Genomic DNA, 23,967 nt, shown 5'->3' on the forward strand with positions numbered 1-23,967 from the left:
AGATGAGCGATCCCGTTCTCGATATCCGCAACCTCTCGGTCCGCTACGCGGGCGCCCCCGGCCCCGCCGTTCGGGACGTGTCCTTCACCCTTGGCCGCGAACGCCTCGGGATCGTTGGCGAGTCCGGATCCGGAAAATCCACGCTGGGACGCGCGTTGATGCGCCTGCTGCCCTCGGCCGAGATCACGGCCGAGAGGATGCAATTCGAGGATGTCGACCTGCTGAACGCGACCGAGCGCCAGATGCTGAAGGTGCGCGGCCGGCGGATGTCGATGATCCTGCAGGACCCGAAGTTCTCGCTGAACCCGATCCGCAAATGCGGCGACCAGATCGCCGAGGCCTATCGCACCCATTTCCGCTGCCGCCCCGCCGAGGCGCGCCAGAAGGCCGTGGACATGCTCGAAGCGGTCCAGATCCGCGAGGCAAGCAGGGTCTACGACCTCTACCCGCACGAGGTCTCGGGCGGCATGGGACAACGCATCATGATCGCGATGATGCTGCTGACCGACCCCGACCTCGTGATCGCCGACGAACCGACCTCGGCTCTGGATGTCACCGTCCGTCTCGAAGTTCTGCGCATCCTCGACGGGCTGGTGCGCGAGAAGGGCATCGGCCTCGTGATGATCAGCCACGACCTCAGCCTCGTGCGGAATTTCTGCGACCGGGTCCTCATCATGTATGCCGGCCGCGTGGTCGAGACGCTGAACGCTCGCGAACTAGACCAGGCCCGGCATCCCTACACCCGCGGGTTGCTTGCCGCGCAGCCCCGCATCGCGGGCGGCCGCGGTATCCTGCCTGTCCTGAAACGGGACCCTGCCTGGGAAGAGGAGCCGGCCCGATGAAACCCCTGTCGATCCGCGACCTGTCCGTCAGCTTCGGCGCCCTGCGCGTTCTGCACGACATCAGCTTCGACGTCCGCGCCGGCGAGTGCTTCGGCCTGGTGGGCGAGTCCGGCTCGGGCAAATCCACGGTCCTGAGCTGCGCCGCGATGCTCTGGTCCCAGTGGACCGGCAGGGTCGAGATCGACGGCGTCAGCGTTCAGGACATGAGCCCCGCGGAGCGGTGCCGGACCCTGCAGATGGTCTTTCAGGACCCCTACGGTTCGCTTCACCCCCGCCACGCGATCCGCACCGTCCTGTCCGAGCCGCTGAAGATCCAGGGCTTCGACAATCGCGACGCGCGCATGGAACAAGCCCTGGGCGATGTCGGCCTGCCGGTGGATTTCCTCGACCGGTATCCTCACCAGCTGTCGGGCGGCCAGCGCCAGCGGGTCGCGATCGCCCGTGCGCTGATCGTCGAGCCCGACGTGCTGCTGCTGGACGAGCCCACATCCGCGCTCGACGTGAGTGTGCAGGCCGAGATCCTGAACCTGCTGGCGAAGCTTCGGGACGAAAAGGGCTTTACCTACATCATGGTCAGCCACGACCTGGCCGTGGTGGACCACATGTGCGACCGTTTCGCGGTCATGCAGACCGGGCGGGTGGTCGAGGTTCTGGATCACGACGCGATTTCGAGCAATGGCGCGACCGAACCCTACGCGCGCGAACTGATCGCGGCGAGCCTTGAATACGAACGGATCGCCTGACGGCCTGCCTCCGTTCCTGGAGGCCCGCCGCGCCGCCCTGTCCTACGACCTGGGCTGGCGCGGCGGCAACTTTGCCCCGTGGCGCGACCGGCTGCTGGGCGCGTGGCGCGCGACGCTGCCTCCCGTCGGGATCGTCGATGCGAAAGAGGACGGCGGCGTTCTGCGCCTGACCCACGCGACGGGCGCGAAGGTCCGCGGCATCGTGACGATACCGCCCGGCCCCGGCCCTCATCCCGTCGCTCTACTGTTCCACGAGCACGGCGGGACGTTCGACATCGGGTGGGAGAAGCTTCACGACCACCCGGCATCGCTGGACACCCGGGCGGCGCTTTACGGGGGGCGCCCGGTTGCACAGGCGTTCCACGAGTGCGGGATCGCCACGCTGACCTGCGATGCGCCCTGCTTCGGCGCGCGACAATGCGGCGGCTACGAGGGCCAACAAGCCTTCGCGGCAAACGCGCTCGCTTTGGGATGGAGCCTCGCCGGAATCACCGCATCCGAGTCCGTAGGTCTGGTCAATTGGCTATCCGCCGATCCCCGGTTCGGGCGGATCGGCGTGTTCGGGTTTTCCATGGGCGGGCACGCCGCATGGACCGCCGCGGCGCTGTCGCCGATGATCCGTGCCGCGGCCTCGGTCGGGTGGCTTGCCTGCCGTTCCGATCTCATGGCACCCGGACAGCCCCTGCTGGTCGGCCACTCGGCGTGGCACTTCCTGCTTCCGGGCCTGTCGCATCGGGCGGATTTCCCCGACCTCGCCGGCCTCGCCGCGGACCGCCCCCTGTTCTTCCGGTCGGGCCGGAACGACCGCCACATGCCCGAGGCGAGCGTCGCGAAGGCCTGGGCGCATCTGGGCGCGGTCGCTTCCGCCGCGGGCGGTCCGCCCCCCGACACCGCCTTTCACGAACACGGCCACACCTGCCCGCCCGAGGTGATCGACGCCGCCGTCGGTTTCCTCGTCGGACACCTCGCCTGAGCACGCAGAAAGGGCGCGACCCGCAAAGGCCGCGCCCTGACGCTGACTGCCAAGGGAGGAGCGTCAGCGATCCTTCGTCACATCCTCGAACCGGGTGATCCACGGGTTGATGATCAGGCCGTCCACCTCATCCTGGTAGGCAGCGGTCACGACGCGTTCGGAGAACGGCTGGATCGTCGTCACCTTCTCGTCGATCGCTTCCTGGATCTCGCCGTAGAGTTCGATCTGGCGATCGCGATCACCCTCGGTCAAAGCCGTTTCGATCATCTCGTTCAGCTCCTCGTCCTGGTACGAGGTCCGCCATCCCTGGTAGTTGGTCAGCCCGGCTTCCTGGCTGTTGTCGGGATTGTAGACCGTCGCACGCAGGTTCGAGTCCGGGTGAGGCTCCTGTCCGCCACCGCCGCGGCCGACGAGCAGTTCGAAATCGCGGTCCCGCATGGCGCCGTAGATCTGGCCGCCATCGCCGGTGATGATCTCGGCATTGATGCCGGCCTGCCCGAGCGTGTTCTGGATGGCTGTCGCACTGTCGAGGAACTGCTGCTCGGAGATCACGCGGATCGTCGTGTCGAATCCGTCCTCGTAGCCGGCCTCGGCCAGAAGCTCGCGGGCGCGTTCGACATCCAGCTCGTAGCCGGGGTCATCGAGCGCACCGAACGCGTTCGTGTTGACGGGCCGCTGACGTTCCACGCCGAAATACGGCATGATGGCCGAGTTGATGCCGTCATAGTCGATCAGGTAGCGCAGGGCTTCGCGAACCTTCGGGTTGGCGAAACGCTCGTCCTCCATCGACGCGGCGAGGTAGTAGAACCCGGCAGACGGGACGGTTTCGACCTCGATGCCCTCGGCATCCTCCAGCGCGCGCAGGTCCGGAGCCGCCAAGGTGAAGCCGACGTCGATGTCGCCCTGCTCGAGGCCCAGTCGCTGCGACTGACTTTCCGGCAGGTGGCGCATCAGGACGCGCTGCATTTCGGGAACGCCGTCCCAGAACTCGTCGTTCCGCGTGAGAATGACGTATTCGTTCGACTGCCACCGGTCGAGCACGAAGGCCCCCGATCCGGCCGAGTTGTTGGTCAGCCAGGCCTGCCCCATATCGCCGTTCTCCTCGTGCTCCATCACGAGGTCCCGGTCGAGAATCGATCCAATGCCGGCCTGCGTGAGATACATCAGGATCAGCTGCGGATCGTCGGCCTGCGGAAGGTTGATGGTGAAGGTGTGGTCGTCCTCCACCACGAAATGCTCGTCGACATTCTCGGCCGTGAACCCGCGCGAGCTGAGTCCCGAGGACTGCGCGAGCCCAAGCTTCATCACCCGGTCGAGGCTGAACTTCACGTCCTCGGCCGTCAGCGGATTTCCCGAGGCGAATGTCACGTAGGGGCGCAGGGTCAGCGTGACCGACCGGTTGTCGTCCGAGTACTCCCAGCTTTCGGCGATCCGGGGCTGAAGCTCGTAGGTCTCGGGGTCGAACTGGACCAGCGCGTCGTAGACGTTGTTGAGAACCTGTACGGCCTCGCCGCCGGTGATCGCGGCGGGGTCCATCGTCAGGATGTTGTTCATGGTGAAGGCCGCGACAAGCTGGTCGTCGGGCGTATCGGCCAGCGCGGGTGTGCTGACCATCAAGGCGGCCATGGCGGCCGAAGCGAAGAAATGTTTCATGGTTCCTCCCAGAACGTGAAGATGAGACGTTCGCCCCTTCTTGCGAAGGGCTTGGCGGCGCCGGTCAGGCGACGCGGTTGTTCTCGATATGCTCGAAATTGATGTCTTCCCCGAGACCCGGCCGGTCGGGGACGTGCACGAAGCCATCCTTGTCCATCGGATCGGACAGCGCGTTCAGGTAGTCGAACCCGTCGTCGTATTCGAGGAACGGGTGCAGCAGGCCACGCTCGTACCATTTGCAGTTCTTGGACGCGGCGGTGACGTGCAGGTTCATGGCGGTGTTGCCGTGGACCTCGCATTCCATCCCGAACGCTTCGGCAAGGTGCATCGTCTTGAGCGCCGGGGTGATCCCGCCGACGTCGTTCACGCCGGTCCGCAGGATGTCGCAGGCACCCTGCCTGATCCACTCGGCGCGGTGCCAGTGCTTGCCGGCGGCGCTTTCGGGGCCGATCACCGGGATGTCGAGGTTGTCCGCGAGCCACTTGTAGGACGACAGCGACTGCTCGTCCAAGGGCTCTTCCAGCCACGCGAAGCCTAGCTTTTCAAGGCCGCGCCCCAGCTCCATCGCCTCGGTCCTCGTGTACCAGTGGAACGCGTCGAGCATCAGCGCCACGTCAGGCCCGACCGCTTCGCGCACGGCGGCACAGGCCTTGATGTCCATCCGCACGTCGGGCGCCCAGGACACGGGCGGCATCCAAGTGTGCAGCTTGATGCCCTTGTAGCCGCGAGCCACGAGCGTTTCGGCGAAGCGGCCGTAATCGTCGGGCGTCGCCAATCCGCCCTCGACCTCGTCGCCGCACATGATCGAGCCATAGGCCGGGATGCGGTCGCGGTAGCTGCCAATCAACTTGTGGACCGGCTGGTTCAGGACACGGCCCGCCAGATCCCACAGGGCGCAGTCGACGACCGCAAGCGCGCGGTCGGTCAGCTGCGCGGCGGACCCACGCTGCCAGTGTGCGAGGTCCTGCCACAGCCGTTCGCGGTCGCGGTGATCCTGGCCGATCAGCACCTTGCGGACGAACTTGTCGAGGACATGGGGCCGGATCACCTCGGGCGGGCAGAAGGAATACCCCTCGTCCCCGTCCTCGGTCCGGATGGTGAGCATCGCCTGTTCCACGGGGTGTTCCGGTCCGGGATGCGCGTGCCCGGCGGAGTCCGAGTGCCGGCGCGTCATGTGGCGGAACACCGTTACCGTGGCGTCGACGATGATCACTGGCGGACTCCTTCCGGGGGAAATCTGTAATATACCCTGACAACTTGTTATACAGCTTATGGCGGCCGCCACGGTCCGTCAATCCGCTTCACCCAAGAATATCGAAGTTATTGGCCACCGGCTGCTTCGCAGCTATAGTACGCCTGTCATACAGAATGGACGTAAGCACCGAGATGGAAGCCAACACCGTGGAGGGTATGCCCAGGACCCGTGCCACCATGATCGCGGACAGCCTGCGCCGCGATCTCGAACAGGGGCGGTACAAGCCCGGCGACCGCCTGCCGAGCGAGCGCGAACTGACCGAGGCGCATTCGGTCAGCCGCACGGTCGTGCGCGAGGCGGTGGCGCTTCTGCGCGTCGACGGCCTGGTCGAGGCGCGAAAGGGCTCCGGCGTCTACGCGATCGATCCGGTGCGGGTCGCCCAGCCCTTCGGCGATATCGACGTGGAGCGCCTGTCGAGTGTCATCGAGCTGTTCGAACTACGCTCGGCCTTCGAGATCCGCGGGGCGGGGCTGGCGGCCATGCGGCGTTCGGCCGAACAGATCGAGGCGATACAGCGCGCCAATGACGACGTCGTCGCCGCCATCGACGCCGGCCGCTCTCCTCGCGAAGCCGATTTCGCTTTCCACAGCGCGATCGCCGACGCAACGAACAACAGGCGTTTCCCCGAGTTTCTGACCCTGATCCGCCCCGGGATCGTTCCTCGGGTCGAACTTCTGGCCACGGACGGGCCGCCGCGCCGATACAGACCGAACCCGGACCTCGTCACCGAACACGCCGCGATCGCCGATGCCATCGTCGATGGAAACCGCGAGCTGGCGGAAGCGCGAATGGAGCAACACCTGGAAGGCAGCCTCGCGCGCTACCGCAGCCTGTGGCGAGAGGGCGCCAAACGATAGGGCTTCATCGTTGACATCCCTCCTTCCGAAACGGTCGCACGGAACCTCTCGCGCGAGTGGCGGCGGCAAAAGGGACGGCGCCTCCTGCTATTCGGCACTTTCGGTCCATGTATGGTAAGATCGACCGCACGAGCGAAGTGATGGCGCGTAGCAGTGGATTCGTTTGGGTGCCGCCGCATGTGAAGCTGGCGAAAGGTTTGGCCTGAAGACCCCCCTGGTGGTCCGTTTGAGGAGAAGACCATGACTGCAACTGGATCGTTCCGCGAATCCGTGGACCGCATGTTCGCTCACGCCGCCGGGTTGATGGAGATGGCACCGGGGCTGGAGGAAAAGATCCGGGTCTGCAATTCGACCTACACCGTGCGCTTCGGCGTGCGTCTGCGGGGGCAGATCCAGACCTTCACCGGGTACCGGTCGGTCCATTCGGAACACATGGAGCCCGTGAAGGGCGGCATCCGCTACTCGCTCGACGTGAACCAGGACGAGGTCGAGGCCCTGGCGGCGCTGATGACCTACAAATGCGCACTGGTCGAAGTGCCGTTCGGCGGCTCGAAGGGCGGCCTCCGCATCGATCCGCGGGCATGGGACGATGACGAGTTGGAACGGATAACCCGCCGCTTCACCTATGAACTGTCGCGCCGCAACCTGATCTCGCCTTCGCAGAACGTTCCCGCTCCCGACATGGGAACAGGCGAACGCGAGATGGCGTGGATGGCGGATGCCTACAAGCGGCTGCACCCCGACGACATCAACGCCAAGGCGTGCGTTACCGGCAAGCCGCGGCACGCGGGCGGCATCGATGGCCGCGTCGAAGCGACCGGACGCGGCGTGCAATACGCGCTACGCGAGTTCTTCCGCCATGCGGACGTGATGAAGCAGGCAGGGCTGAGTGGCACGCTGGCCGGCAAGCGCGTGATCGTTCAGGGTCTGGGCAATGTCGGCTATCATGCCGGGCAGTTTCTTTCGGCCGAGGACGGCGCCCTGGTCACCTGCGTGATCGAGCGTGACGGCGCCATCGTGAACCCGCAGGGGATCAACATCGACGCGCTGCGCGGCCATATCCGGGCGACCGGCGGCATCAAGGGGTTCCAGGGCGGAGAGTATCGCGAGAACGGTCTGGCGGCGCTGGAGGACGAGTGCGACATCCTGGTTCCGGCCGCGGTCGAAAGCGTCATCAACGCCGGGAACGCCGATCGCATCAAGTGCAAGCTGATCATCGAAGCGGCGAACGGACCTGTGACCGCCGATGCCGACGAGATCCTGCGCGACAGGGGCATCATGATCATTCCCGACATGTATGCCAACGCGGGCGGCGTGACCGTGTCCTACTTCGAATGGGTCAAGAACCTGTCGCAGATCAGCCTGGGGCGGCTCGAGCGTCGTCATGAAGAGGCGCGCGCGCGGATGATGGTCGAGGAGCTGGAGCGACTGTCTGCCGATAGCGGCCTGAACTGGACACTGTCGAAAGGGTTCAAGGAGGGCTTCCTGACCGGCGCAGACGAGCTGGAACTCGTGCGATCGGGGCTCGACGACACGATGCGAGAGTCCTTCAAGAAGATGAAGGAGGTTTGGATGAGCAACCCGAAGGTCGAAGACATGCGCACCGCCGCCTATGTCGTGGCCATCCGGCGCATCTCGAACGTCTACAATTCCCTGGGGTTGTAGAAGGCTACCCCACGCTGATGCCGCATCGCAGGGTCCTCAAGGTCTCGCGCCACGCAGCTTTCAAGCGTCTCGCTCGAAGATCCACTCCACCTCGGGCGCGGGCAGGAAGCGCCATTTCCTGAGCGGCCCCGCCATGACGTTGAGGTAGTACATCTCGAACCCGTAGGGCGCGCCGCACGGGTGATGGCCGCGGGGGACGCAGACGACGTCTCCGTCCGAGACGGCAATCGTCTCGTCCAGGCTTCGGTCGTCGGTGTAGACGCGCTGGATTCCGAAGCCCGAGGCCGGGTTCAGGCGGTGGTAGTAGGTTTCTTCCAGGTAGGTGACGCGGGGGTAGTCGTCCTCGTCATGGCGGTGGCTGGGGAAAGAGGACCAGTGGCCGGCGGGGGTGAACACCTCGGTCACCAGCAGGCTGTCGCAGTAGTCCTCGTTCTCCATCGCGATGTTGTTGATGTAGCGGGTGTTCGTGCCCTTGCCGCGCTCGGTCAGGGTGATCCCGTCCGGTCCGATCCGCCGCGCGTCGTGCCCGCCCTTCCCGGGCGCCGAGCAGACCGCGATCGTGCAGTCTGTCGTGGCGCGTGCGGTCCATTCCGTGCCGTTCGGAAGATACAGGGAATGCGGCGGCGTCCTTTCGAACACGTCCATCCGGTCACCGATCTCGCCCCAGTGCTGGCCGGCGCCGGTGATCTCGGCCTTGCCTTCGACCATGACGAGGATGACCTCGCGCTCGCCCGTGGGTGCCCCGACGGTTTCGCCGGCCCGCAGGCGATGGAGCGCGAAGCCGACATAGCGCCAGCCGGCTGACGCAGGGGTGATGCGGTGGACCTCGCCATGGGTCCCGAAGGGGCGATGAAGCAGGGACATGTTGCCTCCGTTGACTGGTTCAGCGGGTTTCGACTGTAAGCCCCGCGGCGCGGCACTGTTCGAGGATCGTGTCATAGCCGAGCTTCGACGCCTCGAAAGGCGCGACCTTGGCCGGGTCCTGTTCGGCCTCGACCACGATCCAGCCGGCGTAGTCCATCCTGGCCAACCGGTCGGTGACGGCGGCGAAATCAATCGAGCCCTCGGCGTCGCCCGGCACGGTGAAGGCGCCGGCCTCCACGGCGTCGAGGAAGGACCAGTCCTCGGCGCGCGCTTGCCGCGCGATCCCGGCGCGCAGGTCCTTGTAGTGGACGTGGCTGATGCGATCGCCCCAGCGGTCGAGCGTGGCCATCACGTCGCCGCCGCCGAAGACCAGGTGCCCGGTGTCGAAAAGCAGGCCGACCTCGGGCGACGAGCCCTCCATCAGCCAGTCCACGTCCTCCTGATCCTCGATGATCGCGCCCATGTGGTGGTGATACACGAGCGGCAGGCCCTGATCCGCAGTCCATTTTGCGATCTCGGACAGGCGCCGCGCGTAGTCCGTCACCTCGTCCCGGCCCAGCTTCGGGCGCTTGTTCACCGGCGTCAGACGATCGCCCTGCACCGTGTTCGAGCATTCGGCATAGACGATGCAGGGCGCGCCGAGTTCGGCGAATTGCGTCACCTGATCGCGCATCTGGGCCGTCTCGGCATCGAAGTCGTTCGCCAGAAGCGAACCCGAGCACCAGCCGCCGCAAAGCTGCAAGCCGTACCGGTCGAGATACGCGCGCAGCCCTTCGGTGTCGGCCGGCATCCGTCGTCCGCGCTCGATGCCGGTATAGCCGATCTCCGCGGCATCCCGCAGCGCGTCGTCCATGGTGAAGTCGCGGGTCAATTCGGGCAGGTCGTCGTTCTGCCAGGCGATGGGAGAGATGCCGATCTTGACGGTCATGAGGGGGTCTTTCGTCTGGAAGTATGGCCGCACGTCAGTTGAGCGCGCGCGCCTTCAACTGGTCTTCGTAGGCGGCACGCGCCGCGCGCACCTCTTCGCGGTCCGAGACTTCGGGGACCGCGACATCCCACCAATGGCCGCCATCGGGGCTCGAGGGATAGGGATCCGTGTCGATGACGACCACGAAGGGGCCAGTGGCGTTCTTGGCCCGGGCAAGCGCGTCCTCGAGTTCGGCGATGGTCGCAACATGCACCGCCGCCGCCCCCATCGCGCCGGCATGGGCAGCGAAGTCGATGTTCGAAGCCGTCTCGTGTTGCGCGTGGTCCAGCAGGTTGTTGAACTCGGCGCCGCCGCAGCCCATCTGCAGCCGGTTGATGCAGCCGTAACCGCGGTTGTCGGTCAGGACGACCGTGATCTTCAGCCCCAGCATCACCGCCGTCGCAAGCTCGGAATTGGCCATCATGTAGCTGCCGTCGCCGAGCATGCAGACCACGTCGCGCTCGGGCTCGGCCATCTTGATGCCCAGGGCCCCGGCGATCTCGTAGCCCATGCAGGAATAGCCGTACTCCATGTGATAGGCGCCCGGGCGCGGGGCCTTCCACAGCTTGTGCAACTCTCCGGGCATGGTCCCGGCGGCGCACATCACGACGGTGTCGGGGCCGCTGGCACGCTGGACCGCGCCGATCACCTGTTGGTCCGTGGGCAGGCTGTTGTCCTCGGCCGGGGGCGCGGCGGTCAGGGGATCGACGGCGGCGAGCCACTCCGCTTTGAGGTCCTCGTCGGGGGCCGCGAAGGCATGGTCGCCAAGCGCCTCGCCGAGCATCTCGAGGCCCACCAGCGCATCGCAGCACAACGGCTCGGCCCCGTGCTTCATCGCGTCGTAGGCGGCGACGTTCAACGAGACGAGCTTGCGCTCCGGGTTGCGAAACAGGTTCCACGAGCCGGTCGTGAAATCCTGGAACCGCGTGCCGACGCCCAGCACCAGGTCAGCCTCGGCGCAGGTGACATTGGCCGAGGAGGCGCCCGTGACACCGACCGGGCCAAGGTTCATCGGATGATCCCAAGGCAGCGCGGACTTGCCCGCCTGGCTCTCGACCACAGGGATGTTGTGCGCCTCGGCAAAGGCTTGCAGCGCGTCGGCCGCGCCCGAGTAGTGCGTGCCGCCGCCCGCCACGATCACCGGCTTTTCCGCCGCTTTCAGCAGGTCCACAACCCGGTCCAGTTCGACCGGGTCGGGATGCGGACGACGCGTGCGCCAGACCCTCTCGGCAAAGAAGCTCTCGGGCCAGTCATGGGCCTCGGCTTGCACGTCCTGGCAGAACGACAGGCAGACGGGGCCGCAATCCGCCGGGTCGGTCATCACGCGGAACGCGCGCGGCAGGGCGGTCAGAAGCTGCTCGGGCCGCGTGATCCGGTCGAAATAGCGGGTGACCGGCTTGAAGCAGTCATTGGCCGAGACCGTGCCGTCGTCGAAATCCTCGATCTGCTGGAGCACCGGGTCCGGCCCGCGGCCGGCGAAGACGTCACCAGGGATCATCAGAAGAGGCAGCCGGTTCACATGCGCAAGCGCTGCGGCCGTGACCATGTTGGTAGCCCCCGGCCCGATCGAGGACGTCACCGCCATGGCGCGGCGACGCCTGGATTGCTTGGCATAGGCGATCGCCGCGTGGCACATCGTCTGCTCGTTGTGGCCGCGCCAGGTCTGGAAGCGTGCACGCTCGGCATGCAGCGCCTCGCCCATTCCCGCGACGTTGCCGTGGCCGAAGATTGCCCAGATGCCGGCGAGGAACGGCTCGCCATCCTCGTTGATCTGCGCGGCCAGGTACCGGACCATGGCCTGCGCGGCAGTCAATCGGATCGTGCTCATTGCGCTGCCTCCGTCATCTTCGTCCGTGCGGCATCCCACATGTCACAGAGACGAGCATAGGTGTCTGTCATCTGCGCGACGGCGGCGGCATCGTCGATCTCGCCGCGCATCCATGATTTCGCGGCATCGCCGAAGATGGTTCGGCCTACCGCGAAGCCCTTCACCAGGTCGAATCCTGCTGCGATGTGGAACGCTTCGGACAGTGCGTCCTCGCCGGCGGCCAGACCCAGCACCACGATTCCGCGGGTATGGGCGTCGTTCTCCGCGATCGCGCGGCAGGCGGCGGCCCAGCCGGCTTCGGTCCGCATGGGTTCGAGCTTCCACCAGTCAGGATACACGCCGATCTCGTAGAACCGGCGGATGATCGTGGCACTGGTGTGGTCGTCCACGGGACCGACTTTCGACGGGATGATCTCGAGCAGGAATTCCAGCCGGTTGCGCCGCGCCGCATGGAAGAGCCGCAGCACCCGTTCCTCCTGGTCCTCGCGGATCTTGGCGTCGTCATCGGGATGATAGAAGCACAGGCACTTGACGACGTGGCCAGCCGGCCATTCGGCAAGCCCGCCGAGATCGGGGCCAAGTTCGGGTTCGAGCGTCAGGGGGCGCGAGCCCGGCCACTCCACCGGTCGCCCGATCCACAGATCATGCTCCGCCGCGCGGTGCAGTGCGGTGCGGCCCAGCCGGCTGTCGCAGAGCAGCCCATAGCCGGGCCGCCCGTTCGCCACGCGGGCACACGCGTCGAGGCAAAGCTCCTTGAAGGCGCCGATCTTCGCGGGCGTGGCGCCGTCGAGTTCCTCGAGCTGAATGCGGTGATCGAAGGCAAAGACGCGCATCGTGGACCAGTCGCCCTTGCGATTGGTGGACCAGTGGATCTGCTCCAGCTCGGCATCGTTGCGCAGGTCGGGCCTGACGATGCCGCGCTTCAGGAAGAAGCGCAGTTCCTCCAGGCTCGGATAGGCGGGGGTGCAGCCATGGCGCGAGACGGCGAGCGCGCCGCAGGCATTGGCGTATTGCAGCGAGGTCGGCCAATCCGCGTCGTCCAGCCATCCCTTGAGAAGGCCCGACATGAAGCCGTCGCCTGCGCCGAGGACGTTGAAGACCTCGATCGGAAAACCGGGGCCGGTTTGCCCGTCATCGAGGCTGCCGGGGATGTCCCCTTCGAACGCGACGGCGCCCGATGCGCCCCGCTTGCATACCAGCGTGGCGGTCGAGACGGCGCGCACCGCGCGCAGCGCCGCCAGCGTGTCGGTCGTGCCGCCGGCGATGTGGAATTCCTCTTCGGTGCCGACGATCAGATCGAAATGGCGCAGGTGGTTCTGCAGTTTTTCCGTCACGGCCCCTGACGCGATGAACCGCTCTTCGCCCGCGTCATGCCCGGCCAGGCCCCAGAGGTTCGGCCGGTAATCGATGTCGAGCGCCGTTCGCGCCCCGTGCTGACGCGCCAGGCGAAGCGCCTTCGTCACGGCGGCCTCGGTTTGCGGATTGGACAGGTGCGTCCCGGTCGCGACGACCGCGCGCGCCCGTTCGATGAAGCCCTCGTCCACGTCCTCCTCGGACAGGGCCATGTCGGCGCAGTTCTGGCGGTAGAAGATCAGCGGAAACCGCTCTTCGTCGCGGATGCCGAGCAGAACGAGGGCGGTCAGGCGCTCGGGGTCGGTCAGGACGCCGGTGGTGTCGACGCCTTCCCTGGCAAGCTCTTCGCGGATGAAGCGGCCCATATGCTCGTCGCCGACCTTGGTCAGCAACGCCGAGCGCAGACCCAGACGGGCGGTGCCCGCGGCCATGTTCGTCGGCGAGCCGCCGATATACTTCTGGAACGAGCGCATGTCCTCGAGCCGCCCGCCGACCTGAGTGCCATAGAGATCGACGGACGACCGCCCGATGGTGATGAGGTCAAGGTCCTTCGTCATCAGACGGTGCCTCCGAGCGACCCTTCCAGCTGCGCCATCTCCTGCCCGCCGGCCATCATGTCCTGAAGCTCTTCGGCCGTGATCTCGCCGCGCCTGGCGGTGCCCAGGGTCTTGCCCCGGTTGAGCACGGTGAAACGGTCGCCCACGGCCATCGCGTGGCGGACGTTGTGGCTGATGAAGACTACCCCGACCCCTTGCTTGCGCACCCGGTCGATCGTCGCGAGCACGTTCGACGTCTGGCGCACGCCAAGCGCCGAGGTCGGCTCGTCGAGGATCAGGACGCGCGCGCCGAAATACACGGCGCGGGCGATGGCGACGGTCTGACGCTCGCCACCCGACAGGGTGCCGACGGCCTGGTCGGGCGCGCGCAGGTTGATGCCCATCTCGCGCATGTGGGTCATCGTGACCTCGTTCATCCTCTCGACGTCGAGGCGCTTGAACGGGCCGACGCCCTTGGTCGGCTCGCGCCCCATGAAGAAGTTCCGCGTCACGCTCATCAGCGGGATCATCGCGAGGTCCTGGAAGACCGTCGCGATCCCGGCCTCCATCGCCTCGCGCGGGCTCGAGAAGTTCATGGGCTTGCCGCCGATGGTGATCGTGCCCTTCGTGGGCTTGTGGACGCCCGACATGGTCTTGATGAAGGTCGACTTCCCCGCACCGTTGTCACCGAGAAGGCAGTGACATTCACCCAGACGGACATCGAAGCTGACGCCCGCCAGTGCGATGATGTTGCCGAAGTGCTTCTCGATGTCGCGCATCTCGAGGATCGGCGGCGCGTCCTTCGGGGAGTCTCCGTGGTGGAAGTTCGTGTCCAGAGCCATCTACCGCTCCCCCGTCACGCGCTTGCGGATGTAGTTGTTGAACAGGACCGCGATCAGCAGCATCCCGCCCAGGAACACCTGGAACCAGTCCTGGTCGAAGTCGGTGTAGGTCAGGCCGATCGTCACCATCCCGAAGATGAGCGCCCCGAAGAACGCGCCGATGGCCGAACCGTAGCCCCCGGTCAGGAGGCAGCCGCCGATCACTGCGGCGATGATGGCCTCGAACTCCTTCATGAAGCCGCGCCGCGCATCGGTCGAGCCTGCGTCCATCACCGTGATGATGGCGACGATGGCACCGCAACAGGCGGCGAACATGAAAAGCGAGATCTTGACCCGTCGTACCGGCACGCCCGAATTCGACGCGGCATCGCGATCACCGCCGCTTGCAAAGATCCAGTTGCCGAAAGGCGTTCTGAGCAGGACGTAGGTCGCGACAAGGGTGATCACGACGAACCAGATGATCTCGACCGGGATACCGGTCACTTTCGGTGTGCCGTTGCTGAACGTCTCTACCAGTCCGATGTCGGCCAGCCAGACGAAGAGCGGCCCGAGTGCATCCCCCGAGAAGAGAGGGGCGAGCCAGTCCCCCTCGACCGCGTCCCGGATACCGCGCAGCTGCGTCGATCCGTTCGAGGCGAGCTTGAGCCCGACAAGGGACGCCCCACGCAGGATGAAGAGGAAGGCGAGCGTCACGATGAACGAGGGCAGTCCCGTCTTCAGCACGATCGAGCCGTTGATGGCACCGATGCCCGCGGCCACCATCAGCGTGAGCGGGATCGCCAGGATCAGCGGCAGGCCCAGCGTGACGACACCGGCACCGAAGATCAGGCCGGCGAAGGCCACCATGGACCCGATCGAGAGGTCGAATTCGCCGCCGATCATCAGCATCGCCGCCCCGATGGCCAGGATGCCCAACTGCGCGGCGGGCGTCATGAAGTTCAGGATGCCGGACAGCGTGAACATCGCGCCGTCGGCCGTATAGAGGAAGAACGCGGTGACGAGGACGAACCCGGCGATGGCGCCAAGCTCCGGTCGTCGCAGGAGCCGTGTGCCGAGGCCTTCCTTCTTCAGTCGTTCGTCCTGGATGACCTGCGCCGTGTCGGCCATGGCTGTCTCCTCCCCTTGAACGGAATGGGGCCGTGGCGCGGCGATTGCGCCGCGGCCCCATTCGGACCGGCTGCGTGCCGGGAACCCTTCAGCGAATGCCTTGCGCGGAAAGCTCGACGACCTGCTCGGCCTTCTCCTGCGTGACCAGGTTGGGACCGGAGGGCACGTCGCCGCCGGGAACCAGGCCGTACTGGGCGTTCATCGCCAGGAACACGACCGGAAGGTAGCCCTGCAGGAATTGCTGCTGGTCGATGCCGAACGCGGCGTCGCCGGCGGCCACGGCCTCGAGAAAGCCCGCCGAGAGGTCGAAGGTCGCGACATTGACGTCACCGGTGCGGCCCACCGCCTCGACGGCGCGCAGGGCGGGTTCCCCCACGAGGGGCGCGGAAAGGCCCATGATCGTGTCGATATCGGGGTTGGATTCCAGCGCGGCCTGCACCTTCGCCTCGACTTCGGCGGGGTCGTTCAGCGTCGGGATCACTTCGACGCTTCCCCCGAACCCTTCCTCGAAACCGGCACAGCGCTGGTCGAGGGCGACGTTGCCCACCTCCTGGTTCACGCAGATGCCGGTCGTGCCGCCCATCTCGGCCAGCCTCTCGCCCGCCACCTTGCCGGCGGTGAACTCGTCCTGGCCGACATGCAGCAACGCCCCGACTTCCGAGGCGACGTCGCCGCCCGAATTCATGGAGATCACCGGAATGCCCGCCTGAACCGCACGCTCGATGGACGGCCGGAGCGCATCGGCATCGGGAATGGAGACAACCAGGCCATCCGGCTCCTGGTTGACGGCGGCATCGATCATCTGGCTCATCTGGACCATGTCGAAGGTCTCGGGCGAGCGGAAGTCGACATTTGCGCCGGTATGCTCGGCGGCCAGGTCGGCGCCGTTCTTGACGACCGACCAGAAGGGATCGTTCGCCTGGCCATGCGCCACCACGATGATGTCCTGGGCGAATGCGGGTGCGGCGATTGCCATGCCGGCAAGCAAGGACGCCGTTTTCACGAGATTGGTCATGTTTCCTCCCTTGGAACCTGGGACCTTGCCCGGCATCGACCGGACTTGGGGCCCCCTCCATTCCACGACGATGCCGTGATGGAATGTATGTTCCATTTGGAGCCGGAAGTGCCTACGAGTCAATCACCGTTTTTTGCCGCCGCAACGGCGACGGCCAGTGCGGTGGTCAGCGTGATCGATGCGTTGAGGGCACGAAAGCCTCCGACCTCGTTTTCCCGCGCGAGGAACATGTCTTCGGCAAAGGTGCTCAGTGGGCAGGCCTCGGAATCGGTCAGGCCGATCACCCGCGCGCCGCGTTCGGACGCGCCCCTGGCAAGCCGGACGGTCTCTTCCGAGAACGGTGCGAAGGTGATCGCGAAAAGTACGTCCTCCGCGGTGATCGCAAGCCCGGAATCCTGCAGCCCGACCCCGGCATGCAGCACCGACGGGACCTCGAGTTTTCCAAGGTAATAGGACATGTTCGCGGCCACGGCGAAGGCCCGCCTGAGCCCGATCAGGTGAACAAGGCGGGCCCCTGCCATCGTCTTCGCAGCCCGCTCCATGCTGCCTGACGTCACTGTGTTCGACAATGAAAGCAATGACTTGTGTCCAGACTCCGAAAAATCCATCAAAAGCCGGCCGGCATCGACGGCCATGTCCGGACGAAGCTGCGCGAGGCGCGTGTCGTAGTCGGGACGGAACGAGGTGAACTGCGCACGAAACAGCGCCTGCATCTCGGAATACCCCGAGAAGCCCATGGCCTGGCAGAAGCGCATGTAGGCGGACGGCGCGACATCGGCCCCCTGCGCCATCTCGGACACGGTGGACACCGCAATCAGGTGCAGGTGGCGGCGGGTGAACGTCGCCGATTGCTTCAGGCGCTTCGGGAAGCCCTCGGCCATCGCATCCATGCGCGCCAGCGCTTCCGTCACCGTCTCGGGGGCATTCGTGACCTCTGCCGGATCGGCCATGATATCGACTCCGTCTTGACAGGGGCATGATAACCGCGCATCCCGTTTTCAGAATAAAAATTTCATCTGCGGGTGCGACGTGGAACTGGGACTCGGGCTAATCGGTGGTGGCTTCATGGGCAAGGCCCATGCGCTGGCCTATCGCAGCGCGGGCGCCGTCTTCGGCGATCTGCCGCCCGTGCGCCTCGCACGGTTCTGCGATACGCCGCCCGAGCGCGCCCGCACCCTGTCCGCCCAGTTCGGCTTCGACGCGGTGACGGACGACTGGACGGCGCTGGTGGCCGATCCCGCGGTGGACATCGTCTCGATCACGACACCGAACGCTTCGCACAGGGAGATGGCGCTGGCAGCCATCAAGGCAGGCAAACACGTTCATTGCGAGAAGCCGCTGGCTCTGACGCTGGACGACGCGCACGAGATGGAGGCCGCTGCCCGCGAAGCCGGCGTCCGCACCCTGGTCGGATACAACTACATCCACAACCCGATGGTTCGGCATGCCCGCAAGCTCGTGGCCGACGGCACGATCGGCCGTCCCGTGCATTTCCGCGGCTGGGTGGACGAGGATTACCAGGCCGATCCCGACCTGCCATGGACGTGGCGATCCAGCCGCGCCGATGCCGGGCTCGGCGCGCTGGGTGACCTCGGCTGTCACCTGGTGTCGATCAGCCACGTTCTGATGGGCGCAATCGAAAGCCTCGTGGCCGACACGCAGATCATTCACGAGACACGCCCCCTGCCCGACGGAACGGGCCGCGCGCCGGTCGAGAACGAGGATACCGCCTCGGCCATCTTGCGGTTTGCAAATGGGGCGCAGGGTACGCTTTGCACCTCGCGTTCCGCGTGGGGTCGGAAGAACAAGCTCGACTGGGAGGTTCATGGCACGCGCGGCATGATCGCCTTCAGCCAGGAGCGGCTCAACGAACTGCAGCTCTACGTCGATGACGGGCCGCGGGGCGAGCAGGGTTTCCGGACGATCCTCGCCGGCCCCGAGCATCCGCCCTATGGCGCGTTCTGTCCCGCACCGGGCCATCAACTGGGGTTCGGCGACCTCAAGACGATCGAGGTCGCAAGCTTCCTGCGGGCAATCGCCGCCGGAGAGGACGCATTTCCGACATTCACCGACGCGCGGGCGTTCGAGCGCGCGATCCACGCCATCGACGTCTCGGCCCGAGAGGGCCGTCGCGTCACTTTCTGACAACCCAAAGGGAGTTCCACGATGAAAGTCGCCCTCTTCGGCGCCGGCCGCATCGGCAAGGTTCACGCCGCCTCGATCCGCATGGATCCCCGTTCCGAACTCGTCGCCGTCACGGACGTCATGGCGGACGCGGCCGAGGCACTGGCGAAGGAGCACGGCATCGCCACCCGGTCGGCCGACGAGATCCTCGGGGATAACAGCATCGACGCCATCCTGATCGCCTCGTCGACCAACACCCATTCCGACCTGATCGAGGCGGGCGTTAAGGCGGGCAAGGCGATCTTCTGCGAGAAGCCCATCGACCTGTCGCTCGACCGCGCGCTCAAGGTGCGCGAGATCGCCGCCACCCATGACAGGCCCATCATGATGGGCTTCAACCGCCGTTTCGACCCGAACTTCGCCGCACTCAAATCCGCACTGGATGCCGGCGACGTGGGCGACGGAGAGCTCCTGTCCGTCACCTCGTACGATCCTGCGCCGCCCCCGGTCAGCTACATCAAGGTCTCGGGCGGGCTCTTCCGTGACATGATGATCCACGACTTCGACATGTGCGCGTTCCTCTTCGGGATGCCCAAAAGCGTGATGGCCCATGGCGCCTGCCTCGTGGATCCGGAAATCGGCGCGGCGGGTGACATCGACACCGGCGTCGTCGTCCTGACCTATGCCGACGGGCGCATCGCCACGATCCGCAACTCGCGCCGCGCGCCCTACGGCTATGACCAACGCGTCGAGGTTCTGGGGTCGAAGGGCACGATCGAGGTACGGAACCAGACCGAGAACACGGTGGTCACCACGACCGAAGCCGGTGCGGTTTCGGCCAAGCCGGTCTACTTCTTCCTCGAGCGCTACATGCGCGCCTACGCCATCGAATGGGCGGCCTTCGTCGATGCCTGCGTGGACGGCAAGGGCGTTCCCGCGACCGTTCAGGACGGCGTGAACGCGCTGGCATTGGCCGAGGCTGCGAACCGATCGCTGTCCGAAGGCCGCCCCGTCGACGTCACCTCCGACATGACCGGAGCCTGAGCCGTGGCCCTCACCCTTGCCGCCTGCGCCGAGATGCTGTGGCTCGACAAGCCCATCGAATGGCGCTGCGCGAAGCTCGACGAGATGGGGTTTCAGGTCGGTCTATGGAACTGGTGCGACCACGACCTCGGCAAGCTCGAGGCATCGGGCGCGACGTTCTCGATCATGAACGGGTATCTCGAGGGGCGGCTGACCGATGACGAGGGTGCCGACATCCTCCTGGCATCGGCGCGCGAGGCGGCCGAGGTGGGCAAGCGCCTGCGCGTCGCACGGCTGAACCTGCACGGCACCGGCCTTGGCGACGGGGGCCGTCCGAAGCTTGCCGAGGTTGCGACACCGCTCAAATGGGTGAAGGCCCGCGACACGCTGAACCGCATCTGCGACCTCGCCGAAGAGGTGGGCGTCATATTCACGCTCGAGAACCTCAATCTTCCCGTGGACCACGCGGGCGTGCCCTTCGCCCGTGCGGAAGAGACGCTGGCGCTGGTTTCCGCAGTGAACCGTCCGCAGTTGCGGCTGAACCTCGACCTGTACCACGCCCAGATCGGCGAGGGGAACCTGATCGAGCTCTGCCGCGCCTGCCTACCATGGGTCGGCGAAATCCAGGTCGCCGACGTGCCCGGCCGATGCGAGCCCGGCACCGGCGAGATCAACTATCCCGGCATTGCACGCGCCCTGCGCGAGATGGGCTACGCCGGCCCGGTCGGACTGGAGGCGTGGGCATCGGGCGACCCCGAGGCTGCGCTCGAAGCGTTCAGGTCCGCATTCTCATAGCGCGCAGCAATGGGCAAAGCAGCGCCCCCTCGTATCAACCGCTGAACCCGAAGTGCCAGACGGTTATCGGCACGCCGAGAAGCAGGATCAGCGACAGCACGACCAAGCCACCGTCCCGGGTCAGGAGCCCAGCCGCAAACAGCGCGATGACGGCCGAGGCGATGGAGCCGGAGGTCGGGATGATCTCCATGAACGGCATGAAGAGCGTGAGTCCCAGGATCGCGATGAGCGGCAGCCAGAGCCACGGTCGGTGCAAGAGAAACGTGAGCCGCGCCTTCAGAAACCGCTCGACGAAATGGACGGGCTTGCGCAGCCACGCGATGCCCTTGCATAGCTTCTGGGTAGACATGCGCCGATGGGTGATGAACTCCGGCAGCCAGACGCAGTTGCGCCCGATGATCATCTGCACGACCAGGATGAACACGATGGCGGCAACGATCGTCGTGATGCCGGGAATCGCGCTCGCAGGGGATGTGCTGATCAACGAAAAGACCAGCATCAGCGAAGCGAATGACTTGCGCCCGAGTTTCTCGATGACCTCCTGAACCTGGATGCTGTCGTCATGCGCGGCCGCTTCGAGTTGATCGAGGACATCGCTGAGCGCGCGTGTCTTGTTTTCTGCCATTCGTTCGCTCGCTTCGTGAGTCAGAGTGTTCACACACAAGTTTCTACGGCGCCTGCTAGTGTCGCAACTCTCACAGGCACCCCCTTCTACGCCAGATCCGCGGTTCCGGATACATCCGCGCCGAACCCTGCCCGCAACGGCTCCGCGGTGAGCGCCACGCGAGATGACTGCCTGATGGTGTCCGTCGTACCCATTGCCATACGAAGGCCCGACGCGCGCGCCGGGTTCCAACGATCCTTCGATTCTACCCGGCGCCACCGCGCTGGCCGGTAGCTCCGGCACCGAGCCGAAGGGACATGATGAACAGCGACGAACAGGACGTGGTGCACGGCAAGCGCGGCATCCTCGACGAGCTTCAGCGCATGGCCTCTCGAACCGATATGCGATCCCCTCTGGACAGAACCCTTTCGATCTGTCAGAAGGGTCGGGCTACGTTCCCTCTATCGATCCCTGCTTTCCCTACCGGACTTCAGCGAACTCGATCTTGGCCAACTTCGCCACGCTGTTGCACTTCCGCGAACAGGTTGAAACTACAGGAGATCTCACGATGGCTACTGGCACCGTGAAATGGTTTAACCCCACCAAAGGCTTCGGCTTCATTGCTCCCGATACGGGCGGCAAGGACGTCTTCCTTCACATCTCGGCCGTCGAGCGCGCCGGTCTTTCGACTGTGAACGACGACCAGAAAGTCACCTACGACATCGAATCCGGCCGTGACGGCCGCGAGTCGGCGACGAACCTTCAGCTCGCCTGAACGGTCGAACCTGGCTTGGAACTGGGCGCCCTCGGGCGCCCTTTTTCGTTTCGCCCTGCCCGAGACCGCGGGTGCTTTCGCCATCCGGTCCGGTGACTTCCGCGGACCTGTCATGATCGTCGTGGTCGTCATTGTGCACACCATCAGCCGCCGCCGGATCTGCCCTCAGTAGATCAGCCGAGGATGCGGCATCGCCGGCCTGTCCCCGCGCGTACCACGCATGACTGGCAAGCCCGACACCAGATGGTGCCGGGCCCTTGTCAGGACAGCGCGGTCAGTTCAGCGCTTGGTCGGTGATCTCGGTCGTGTAGGCGCCCTCGGGCTCTTCCGTGATCGCCGGGTTCTCTTCGGACACCGCGGAAAGCAGCGTCTCGACTGTCTGCTCATAGGCCGCGGGATCGAGCGCGCCGTCCGAGCCTTCGGTCAGTTTGGCGACCTCGGACATCATGTAGACCTGGTGATCCAGCGTCTGCGCGCCGCTGGTGTCGTTGTCCACGACGATCTGCGCGGCCTCCTCGGGGTTCTCTTCGGCCCATTTCCAGCCCTTCATCGAGGCGCGGACGAACCGAACCATCTTGTCGACGAACGCAGGGTCTTCGAGGTCACTCTCGAGCACGTAGAGCCCGTCCTCGAGCATCCCCACGCCTTCTTCGAGGTAGTTGAAGTTGATCAATTCGTCCTCGCCATAGCCGGCATCGAGGATCTGCCCGTACTCGTTGTAGGTCATGGTCGAGATGCAGTCGGCCTGCCCCTGCAGCAGCGGATCGACGTTGAACGCCTGCTTCAGAACCTCGACCCCCTCCTCGCTGCCATCGGTCGGGATGCCGAGCGAGGCCATGTAGGCGTAGAACGGATACTCGTTGCCGAAGAACCAGACGCCCAGCGTGCGGCCGGGGAAGTCCTCGGGCGTTTCGACGCCGGTTTCGGCAAGGCAGGTCAGCTGCAGGCCCCCGGTCGAGAACGGCTGCGCGATGTTCACCAGCGGCACCCCCCTCTCGCGCGCGGCCAGCGCCGCTGCCATCCAGGTGACGATGACGTCGGCGCCGCCGCCCGCGATCACCTGCTCGGGCGCGATGTCCGGGCCGCCGGGCTTGATGGTGACGTCGAGGTTCTCTTCCTCGTAGAAGCCCTGCTCTTCGGCCACGTAATAGCCGGCGAACTGGGCCTGTGTCACCCATTTCAGCTGCAGCGCAACCTCGTCCATGTCTTGCGCGAGGACAGGTGTTGCAGCCGTTCCGAACGCGGCCACGGCCGCGAAGATCGTGTGTTTCATGAAGTACCCTCTCCTGTGGTGTCCCCGGGTTCAGCCCCGGTTGGACGGATGCCAGAACGTCACGCGTCTTTCGACGAACGCGATGATGCCGTAGAAGGCGCTTCCCGCAAGCGCCGCGACCACGATTTCGGCCCAGACCATGTCGAGCGCGAGCTGACCGACCGAAACCGAGATGCGAAAGCCGACGCCCTGCACGGGAGAGCCGAAAAACTCGGCCACGATCGCGCCGACCAGCGCCAGCGTGGTCGCGATCTTCAACCCGTTGAAGATGAAGGGCATGGCCGAGGGCAGGCGCAGTTTCACGAGGCCCTGCCAGTAGCTTGCACCGAAAGTCCGCATCAGGTCGCGCTGCATGGCCTGGCTGTCGGCAAGCCCCGCAACCGTGTTCACGAGGACGGGGAAGAAGACCATCACCACCACGACGGCCGCCTTCGACTGCCAGTCGAATCCGAACCACATCACCAGGATCGGCGCCGTGCCGACGATCGGCAGCGCGGCCATGAAGTTGCCCACGGGCAGCAGGCCCCGGCGCAGGAAGTCGAACCGATCCGCCAGCAGCGCGACCGCGAAGGCGGCGATGCAGCCCATCAGGTAGCCCGACAGCGCGCCCTTCACGACCGTCTGCACGAAGTCGGTCCAAAGCGTGGGTGCGTTCGCCGCGAAGGCCGAAGCGATGGCGGTGGGGGCCGGAAGGATGACGCCCGGTACGTCGAACAGGCGCACCACCGCCTCCCACAGGATCAGCACGGTGATCCCGAAGATCACCGGCACGGCTGTCGCGGCGGCGCGAGTGCCGGACCTCGCGATCCCCGTGTTCACCGTCCAGCCGGCGAACCAGATCAGAAGGATCATCGCCAGCCTTGGATCCAGAAG

The 23,967-nt window shown here is 65.8% G+C and carries 22 protein-coding genes; 9 read left to right on the forward strand and 13 right to left on the reverse strand.

Features of this window, described 5'->3' with window-relative positions; genetic code table 11:
- Positions 1–2 precede the first annotated feature (2 nt).
- From PAM7066_RS05920 to PAM7066_RS05930, 3 genes are read left to right on the forward strand one after another with little or no spacing between them, the layout of a single operon-like run.
- On the forward strand, positions 3–842 hold the full coding sequence (locus PAM7066_RS05920; RefSeq protein WP_085853206.1) for an ABC transporter ATP-binding protein: 840 nt from the start codon (positions 3–5) through the stop codon (positions 840–842).
- The gene (locus PAM7066_RS05925; RefSeq protein WP_085853207.1) at positions 839–1,585 is read left to right on the forward strand and encodes an ABC transporter ATP-binding protein; all 747 of its coding nucleotides are present in this window, start codon (positions 839–841) and stop codon (positions 1,583–1,585) included. Before PAM7066_RS05920 ends, PAM7066_RS05925 begins: the two co-directional genes overlap by 4 nt.
- Positions 1,563–2,558 carry an alpha/beta hydrolase family protein gene (locus tag PAM7066_RS05930; RefSeq protein WP_085853208.1) on the forward strand — a complete coding sequence of 332 codons (996 nt, stop codon included), beginning with the start codon at positions 1,563–1,565 and terminating at the stop codon, positions 2,556–2,558. Before PAM7066_RS05925 ends, PAM7066_RS05930 begins: the two co-directional genes overlap by 23 nt.
- A gap of 63 nt (positions 2,559–2,621) precedes the next feature.
- Here PAM7066_RS05930 and PAM7066_RS05935 read toward each other — a convergent pair whose 3' ends face one another.
- Positions 2,622–4,211 carry an ABC transporter substrate-binding protein gene (locus tag PAM7066_RS05935; protein WP_085853209.1) on the reverse strand — a complete coding sequence of 530 codons (1,590 nt, stop codon included), beginning with the start codon at positions 4,209–4,211 and terminating at the stop codon, positions 2,622–2,624.
- A 64-nt stretch (positions 4,212–4,275) separates the two neighbouring features.
- A complete protein-coding gene (locus PAM7066_RS05940; protein ID WP_085853210.1) occupies positions 4,276–5,424 on the reverse strand; it encodes a mandelate racemase family protein in 1,149 nt (382 codons plus the stop codon).
- Between the two features lie 155 nt (positions 5,425–5,579).
- Between PAM7066_RS05940 and PAM7066_RS05945 the strand changes: the two genes are divergently transcribed.
- Together PAM7066_RS05945 and PAM7066_RS05950 are read left to right on the forward strand one after the other, a co-directional pair.
- A complete protein-coding gene (locus tag PAM7066_RS05945; RefSeq protein WP_090928724.1) occupies positions 5,580–6,323 on the forward strand; it encodes a FadR/GntR family transcriptional regulator in 744 nt (247 codons plus the stop codon).
- A 240-nt stretch (positions 6,324–6,563) separates the two neighbouring features.
- Positions 6,564–7,988, forward strand: a complete 1,425-nt coding sequence (locus tag PAM7066_RS05950; RefSeq protein ID WP_085853212.1) for a Glu/Leu/Phe/Val family dehydrogenase — start codon at positions 6,564–6,566, stop codon at positions 7,986–7,988.
- Between the two features lie 60 nt (positions 7,989–8,048).
- Here the strand turns inward: PAM7066_RS05950 and iolB are convergent, their stop codons facing one another.
- The 8 genes from iolB to PAM7066_RS05990 form a co-directional block, all read right to left on the reverse strand.
- Positions 8,049–8,852 (reverse strand): 5-deoxy-glucuronate isomerase, encoded by an 804-nt coding sequence (gene iolB, locus PAM7066_RS05955; protein WP_085853213.1) that lies wholly within the window; start codon positions 8,850–8,852, stop codon positions 8,049–8,051.
- Positions 8,853–8,871: 19 nt separating this feature from the next.
- Positions 8,872–9,780, reverse strand: coding sequence for a myo-inosose-2 dehydratase (gene iolE / locus PAM7066_RS05960; protein ID WP_085853214.1), 909 nt, complete (start codon positions 9,778–9,780; stop codon positions 8,872–8,874).
- Positions 9,781–9,814: 34 nt separating this feature from the next.
- Positions 9,815–11,647, reverse strand: coding sequence for a 3D-(3,5/4)-trihydroxycyclohexane-1,2-dione acylhydrolase (decyclizing) (iolD, locus tag PAM7066_RS05965; RefSeq protein WP_085853215.1), 1,833 nt, complete (start codon positions 11,645–11,647; stop codon positions 9,815–9,817).
- Positions 11,644–13,557: a bifunctional 5-dehydro-2-deoxygluconokinase/5-dehydro-2-deoxyphosphogluconate aldolase gene (locus tag PAM7066_RS05970; RefSeq protein ID WP_085853216.1), complete on the reverse strand. Its 1,914-nt coding sequence runs from the start codon at positions 13,555–13,557 to the stop codon at positions 11,644–11,646. Before PAM7066_RS05970 ends, iolD begins: the two co-directional genes overlap by 4 nt.
- The gene (locus PAM7066_RS05975) at positions 13,557–14,378 is read right to left on the reverse strand and encodes an ATP-binding cassette domain-containing protein (protein WP_085853217.1); all 822 of its coding nucleotides are present in this window, start codon (positions 14,376–14,378) and stop codon (positions 13,557–13,559) included. The genes PAM7066_RS05970 and PAM7066_RS05975 overlap by 1 nt, the downstream gene beginning before the upstream one ends.
- Positions 14,379–15,485, reverse strand: coding sequence for an ABC transporter permease (locus tag PAM7066_RS05980; protein ID WP_085853218.1), 1,107 nt, complete (start codon positions 15,483–15,485; stop codon positions 14,379–14,381).
- A gap of 88 nt (positions 15,486–15,573) precedes the next feature.
- On the reverse strand, positions 15,574–16,500 hold the full coding sequence (locus PAM7066_RS05985) for a sugar ABC transporter substrate-binding protein (protein WP_085853219.1): 927 nt from the start codon (positions 16,498–16,500) through the stop codon (positions 15,574–15,576).
- Between the two features lie 119 nt (positions 16,501–16,619).
- Positions 16,620–17,450 (reverse strand): MurR/RpiR family transcriptional regulator, encoded by an 831-nt coding sequence (locus tag PAM7066_RS05990; protein WP_085853220.1) that lies wholly within the window; start codon positions 17,448–17,450, stop codon positions 16,620–16,622.
- Between the two features lie 79 nt (positions 17,451–17,529).
- Here PAM7066_RS05990 and PAM7066_RS05995 point away from each other — a divergent pair, with 79 nt between their 5' ends.
- Genes PAM7066_RS05995 through PAM7066_RS06005 form a run of 3 tightly spaced genes read left to right on the forward strand, consistent with a single transcriptional unit; the run spans position 17,530 to position 20,442 of the window.
- The gene (locus tag PAM7066_RS05995; protein ID WP_085853221.1) at positions 17,530–18,645 is read left to right on the forward strand and encodes a Gfo/Idh/MocA family protein; all 1,116 of its coding nucleotides are present in this window, start codon (positions 17,530–17,532) and stop codon (positions 18,643–18,645) included.
- 21 nt (positions 18,646–18,666) lie between these two features.
- Positions 18,667–19,668, forward strand: coding sequence for an inositol 2-dehydrogenase (gene iolG, locus PAM7066_RS06000; protein WP_085853222.1), 1,002 nt, complete (start codon positions 18,667–18,669; stop codon positions 19,666–19,668).
- Between the two features lie 3 nt (positions 19,669–19,671).
- On the forward strand, positions 19,672–20,442 hold the full coding sequence (locus tag PAM7066_RS06005; RefSeq protein WP_217639915.1) for a TIM barrel protein: 771 nt from the start codon (positions 19,672–19,674) through the stop codon (positions 20,440–20,442).
- Positions 20,443–20,476: 34 nt separating this feature from the next.
- Here PAM7066_RS06005 and PAM7066_RS06010 read toward each other — a convergent pair whose 3' ends face one another.
- Positions 20,477–21,067, reverse strand: coding sequence for an exopolysaccharide biosynthesis protein (locus PAM7066_RS06010; RefSeq protein WP_085853223.1), 591 nt, complete (start codon positions 21,065–21,067; stop codon positions 20,477–20,479).
- A 547-nt stretch (positions 21,068–21,614) separates the two neighbouring features.
- Between PAM7066_RS06010 and PAM7066_RS06015 the strand changes: the two genes are divergently transcribed.
- Positions 21,615–21,821 (forward strand): cold-shock protein, encoded by a 207-nt coding sequence (locus tag PAM7066_RS06015; RefSeq protein WP_085853224.1) that lies wholly within the window; start codon positions 21,615–21,617, stop codon positions 21,819–21,821.
- 274 nt (positions 21,822–22,095) lie between these two features.
- Here the strand turns inward: PAM7066_RS06015 and PAM7066_RS06020 are convergent, their stop codons facing one another.
- Positions 22,096–23,094, reverse strand: a complete 999-nt coding sequence (locus tag PAM7066_RS06020; RefSeq protein ID WP_085853225.1) for an ABC transporter substrate-binding protein — start codon at positions 23,092–23,094, stop codon at positions 22,096–22,098.
- A gap of 30 nt (positions 23,095–23,124) precedes the next feature.
- Complete coding sequence (locus PAM7066_RS06025; RefSeq protein WP_245749597.1) at positions 23,125–23,946, reverse strand: ABC transporter permease; 822 nt, start codon at positions 23,944–23,946, stop codon at positions 23,125–23,127.
- Positions 23,947–23,967 lie beyond the last annotated feature (21 nt).

The organism is Palleronia marisminoris (assembly GCF_900172315.1).
GTDB lineage: Bacteria > Pseudomonadota > Alphaproteobacteria > Rhodobacterales > Rhodobacteraceae > Palleronia > Palleronia marisminoris.